The organism is Longimicrobiaceae bacterium, assembly GCA_035936415.1.
Lineage (GTDB): Bacteria > Gemmatimonadota > Gemmatimonadetes > Longimicrobiales > Longimicrobiaceae > JAFAYN01.
Map to the genome: position 1 here is coordinate 1 of DASYWD010000239.1, position 4,530 is coordinate 4,530.

Sequence of the window (4,530 nt, forward strand, 5' to 3'; positions counted from 1 at the left end):
GGCGCGCAACGCCGCGCTTGCCAGGACGGACGCCCCGTGTTAGATTCGGGCCTGCGAGAAGACTGTGCGGCCGGAGCCGGCCGGATCCAGCGTACGGAGAGGACCTGGACCTTCGCGTCCCGGTCCTTTTTTGTTGCTCGCAGAGCGCCCGATGCGGGGGGCGTGATCACCCGCAGGAACAGGCAGTCGGCTGGTACGGATCTACCGGACCTCGACGACCAACACCCAAGGAGAGTACGGTATGCGTACCACCGGAACCGTGAAGTGGTTCAACGACGAGAAGGGCTACGGGTTCATCACGCCGGACGACGGCGCGAAGGACTGCTTCGTCCACCACTCGGCCATCCAGGGCAGCGGCTTCAAGTCGCTCAAGGAGGGCCAGCAGGTCGAGTTCGACATCGTCCAGGGCCAGAAGGGCCCGGCGGCCGAGAACGTCGCCCCGATCGGCTGAACCGACACGGCGGGGCTCCCGGCTCGCGCCGGGCAGCACCGGAGCGCCATCCCGACCCGGTCGGGGTGGCGCTTTTTCTTTGCCCCTCCGCGGGGTCCCGGCGGCGCGCTGGTGCTGCGCGCCGCCCGGGCGGGGATCGTCCGCCTACTTGTGGCGGTAGGTGATCCGCCCGCGCGAGAGGTCGTACGGCGAAAGGGAAAGGGTCACCCGGTCGCCCTGCAGGACCTTGATCTTGAACTTGGACATCTTCCCCGCCCCGTAGGCGAGCACGATGTGCCCGTTCTCCAGCTTGACGCGGTACTTGCGGTCGGGGAGCACCTCGGTGACCACGCCCTCGACCTCGATCCCTTCCTGCTTTGCCATTCGCATCCTCTTCCGCCGGGGAGGATCCCCCGGCCCGGTGAAAGCCCGCGGCAGGCCCGTTCCGGGCCGCACGCCGCGCGCAGAGTCAGGCGGGAGCCCCTGATGGCTCCCGGACAACAGCACCCGTACACCGCGGCTCCGGGAAGGTGCCGCGAGCTGGCGGAAGTCACCCGCCGGCCTCGACGCGCAGGAGCTGGGTGCCGGTCCACTCCTCGCCGGGGGCCAGGTGCACCGGCTCCGCGGCGTTGGCGCCCTCCACGCAGAGCAGCCGGAGGTACGCGTCGTCCGCCATGTCCGGCAGGCTGCGGGCCAGCTCCTCCCAGGGGTTCCACACCACGGCGTCGCGAAAGCCGCGCTTCTCCAGCACCACCGTGCTCCCCCGGGCGGCGTCCCGGACGCGCAGCCGGTCGGGCGCGTCCAGGTAAACGCGGTCGGTCTCGCCCGCGACGACCACGGCGTCGCGCGCCTCGGTGCGCTCGGCGCCGGCCTCGGTCTTGTCCAGGTAGCGCACCCCGCGCAGCCCCTCCACCGCCGCCCGCCGCACGTCGCCCACGCGGAAGTAGGTGTGCAGCGCGCAGGTGAAGGCCATGGTCCCCTCGCCCGTGTTTGCGACGCGGAGGGAGACGGTGAGCGCATCGGCCAGGGCCACGCGCAGCTCGGCGCGGAAAGGGTGCGGCCAGAGGGCCCGGGTGTGCGCGTCGTCCTCCAGGCGGAGCAGCGCGAACGCGGCGCCGTCGGGGCCCGTGCCGGTCTCCACCGGCTCCCACTCCGCGGTGCGGGCGAAGCCGTGCTTGGGGAGCGGCCCCTGGTCGGCGAACTGCGGGAAGATCACCGGGATCCCGCCGCGGATGGCGGCGTCCGGCTCCCACCGGGTGCGCTCGCTGAGCCAGAGCCGCTCCTCGCCGGCCGCGTCCGTCCACGAGGCCACGTGGGCGCCGTGCAGGTACACCGCGGCGCGGGCGCCGCCGGGGTAGGCGAGGTCGATGCGGGGGAAGCTCTCGCTGGCGGCCATGGCTCGGTCGGCACGGGGACGGGGGACGGCGGCCCGGCGTCCCCCCGCAAGCCCCGTGCGACGGTGGCTGCTGCGCCCCCGCGAGGCGTGGGGGTCAGGAACGGGGCTCCCCTGGCAGGCGTTCGAGGAGGCCCTCCAGCTCGGCGCGGAGCGTCGGCAGGTCCCGCTGAACGATGGTCCAGACGATGTCGAGGTCCACGTCGAAGTATCCGTGGGTGAGCCGATCCCGCGTGCCTGCCACCTGGCGCCAGGGAACCCGGGGGGCGAGCTCCCGGGTCGGGCGGGTCACGTTCTTGGCCGCCTCGCCGACGATCTCGAGCAGCCGGACCAGCGCCAGCGCGAGCATCTCGTCCCGGTCCAGGTCGGGGCGGCTCCGGTCCCGGGTGAACTCCAGGGCCTTCCGTGTGGCGTCGAGCATGTGCTGGAGCCGGACCCGGTCAGGCAGCATACAGGACTTCCGCCTCCCGGGTCACGGCGTCACGGAAATAACGGCTCAGGCTGTTCGGAGTGTTCAGGTCGACCTCACGGCCGAGCAGGGCAGAAAGCTCGTCCTGAAGCGCAACGAACTCGAACCCCGGCGTCCTCCCCTCCTCGAACTCCACCAGCACGTCGATGTCGCTCTCCGGGCCGAAGTCGTCGCGCAGCACGGAGCCGAACACCGCCAGCTTGCGGATCCCGTGGCGCCGGCAGAACTCCGCGAGCCGGTCCCTCGGGAACTCGACCCGGGCGCTCTGCTTCTGCCGGACGCGGGCCTCCCGGTAGGCGCGCCGGAAGTGCTGCCACAGGGGCGCCGGAGAGGCATCCGGGGCGGCGGGCGGTCCGGCGAGGAGCGGAGGCGGGTCGTCCGGCGGGAGGACCTCGTACTCGGCTTCCTCGATCTCTTCCGGGCGGGGGGCTCCCCCCGGGGGCTCGTGCCGGCGGATCGAGCGCTGCAGCTCGTCCACGAGCATCCCGGCGAAGGCGCCCCCGCTCCCGAGCACGATCCAGAGGGGGACGCCGACCGCGCCGCCCAGCGCGGCGATCCCGGCGCCCTGCCCGCCCCTGGTGAGCGCCGTGACCGCGGCCGCGCCCAGCCCCAGGCGCGCAGCCCAGCCCCGATCCCTCCATGCGACGTCCGCCAGCCCCTGACCGGCGCCCCGGAGGATGGGGACCACGACCTCGGCACGGTAGGTCGCATCGAGCGCCGCCTTCGCCTTCCGGAGCGGAGGAGCGGTCGTCCGGCGGATCCGGAGAAGCTCGGTCGCCCAGCGTACCAGCACGCGGCGCTGGGGGTTGGTCAGGTGGGCGTCGAGACGCTCCAGGAGGACGGGGGCATCGTGCTGCGAGCTCATGGCGCCGCTCCGGGGTGACGGGGGGCTCAGGCCAGGTCCTCGCGCCGGACGCCCTCGAAGCCGAGGATCCAGTCCGGCCCGAAGGCGAGCGAGGGGGTGCGGAACCCGGGTTCGGCGCGCCCGGCGAGGACCTCTTCCGCGGCGGCCACCGCGGTCATCGCGGTGAGCGTGTACCCCTCCGGCGTCTCCATGCGGGCGGCGGCGCGCCCTCCCCGGGCGTCCTCCACCTCGCCCCAGACGAGGCTCCGGCCGCCGGCCCGCTGCTCGGGGGTGGGGCCGGGCGCGGCGGCGTCGATGCGCCTCTTGAGGAAGCGCTGCACGGGCCCGGAGCCCAGGAGCCACCCCAGCCGGCGCGAGGCCACCATCATCCGGCGCGCCGACGCCCGGACGCGGGTGTACACCTCCACGTCCGGGATCCCGGTGCTGTGGTACGCGGTGGAGACGTCGCCCCAGGGGATGGTGGTGACCTCCACCGGCCCCCGCCCGAAGTCCACGCGCCGGGTGCGGTACGCCGCCGGGACGCGCACGATGCGCCCGCCGCGCCGCACGGCGCCCCCGCTCGCCAGGTTCTCCACCATGGTGGTGGCGGTGCCGTGCGACACGCCGCCGCCCACGGGGTGGAAGGCGAGCGCCAGGCGGACCGCGCCGGGGAGCCGCCGCGCGAGGTGCGCGGCGAGGCAGTCGGTGGGGACCACGTCGAAGCCCGCGCCGGGGAGGAGCATGACGCCGGTGGCGCGGGCCTCGGCGTCGCGGGCGGCCAGCGACTCGAACACGGCGATCTCGCCGGTGATGTCCAGGTAGTGGGTGCCGGTGCGGAGGCACGCCTCGGCCATAGGGCGCGCGGTGCGCGAGAAGGGTCCGGCGGCGTGCACGACCGCGGGGATGTCGGCCAGGGCGCGGTCGAGCGCCGCGGGGTCGTCCAGGGCGACGACGCGCCAGGGGAGGCCGAGCGCGTCGGCCTGCGCCCGCAGAGTCGCCTCGCTCCGGCCGGCCAGCACCGGGCGGAGGCCGCGCTCCAGCGCCCGCTCGGCGATCAGGCGGCCGGTGTAGCCGTAGGAGCCGTAGAGGAGGAAGGGATCGGGCGGCATGGGGGCCTGGGGCTCCTGGATGACACGTCGGGCGAGGGCGCAGGGGTCGCTTCCCCCGCTACACTGGCCCCCGGGCGCCCTCCCCGCAAGGGCGGCGCCTCCGGCTGCGCGCCGCCCGGCGGAGCGCAGCCTCCCCGGGAGGTCATCTGCCGGCTGTGTGGGAGGGGGAGTGGAAACTGCGATTCCGTCCGGACCGGCATCGCGTTCCGCGGCATGGATTTAGCCTGTACGTGCCAGCAAAGGCTGAAACGTGCAACGGGGGCGACCATGCATGCAACACGGGGG

Annotated in this window: 6 protein-coding genes; 1 reads left to right on the forward strand and 5 read right to left on the reverse strand. The window is 74.1% G+C overall.

The features are described 5' to 3' along the window. The first annotated feature begins 241 nt into the window (after positions 1–241). On the forward strand, positions 242–451 hold the full coding sequence (locus tag VGR37_09690; GenBank protein ID HEV2147660.1) for a cold-shock protein: 210 nt from the start codon (positions 242–244) through the stop codon (positions 449–451). A 144-nt stretch (positions 452–595) separates the two neighbouring features. On the opposite strand, the gene infA is transcribed toward VGR37_09690, so the two are convergent. The 5 genes from infA to VGR37_09715 form a co-directional block, all read right to left on the reverse strand. Then, a complete protein-coding gene (infA, locus tag VGR37_09695; protein ID HEV2147661.1) occupies positions 596–814 on the reverse strand; it encodes a translation initiation factor IF-1 in 219 nt (72 codons plus the stop codon). A 166-nt stretch (positions 815–980) separates the two neighbouring features. Continuing rightward, entirely contained in the window at positions 981–1,826 is an 846-nt protein-coding gene (locus tag VGR37_09700) for a D-hexose-6-phosphate mutarotase (GenBank protein ID HEV2147662.1), read from the reverse strand. Positions 1,827–1,920: 94 nt separating this feature from the next. Next, positions 1,921–2,274, reverse strand: coding sequence for a DUF86 domain-containing protein (locus VGR37_09705; protein HEV2147663.1), 354 nt, complete (start codon positions 2,272–2,274; stop codon positions 1,921–1,923). Further along, a complete protein-coding gene (locus VGR37_09710) occupies positions 2,264–3,157 on the reverse strand; it encodes a nucleotidyltransferase family protein (protein HEV2147664.1) in 894 nt (297 codons plus the stop codon). The genes VGR37_09705 and VGR37_09710 overlap by 11 nt, the downstream gene beginning before the upstream one ends. Before the next feature lie 26 nt (positions 3,158–3,183). Beyond that, positions 3,184–4,245, reverse strand: coding sequence for a saccharopine dehydrogenase NADP-binding domain-containing protein (locus VGR37_09715; GenBank protein HEV2147665.1), 1,062 nt, complete (start codon positions 4,243–4,245; stop codon positions 3,184–3,186). Positions 4,246–4,530 lie beyond the last annotated feature (285 nt).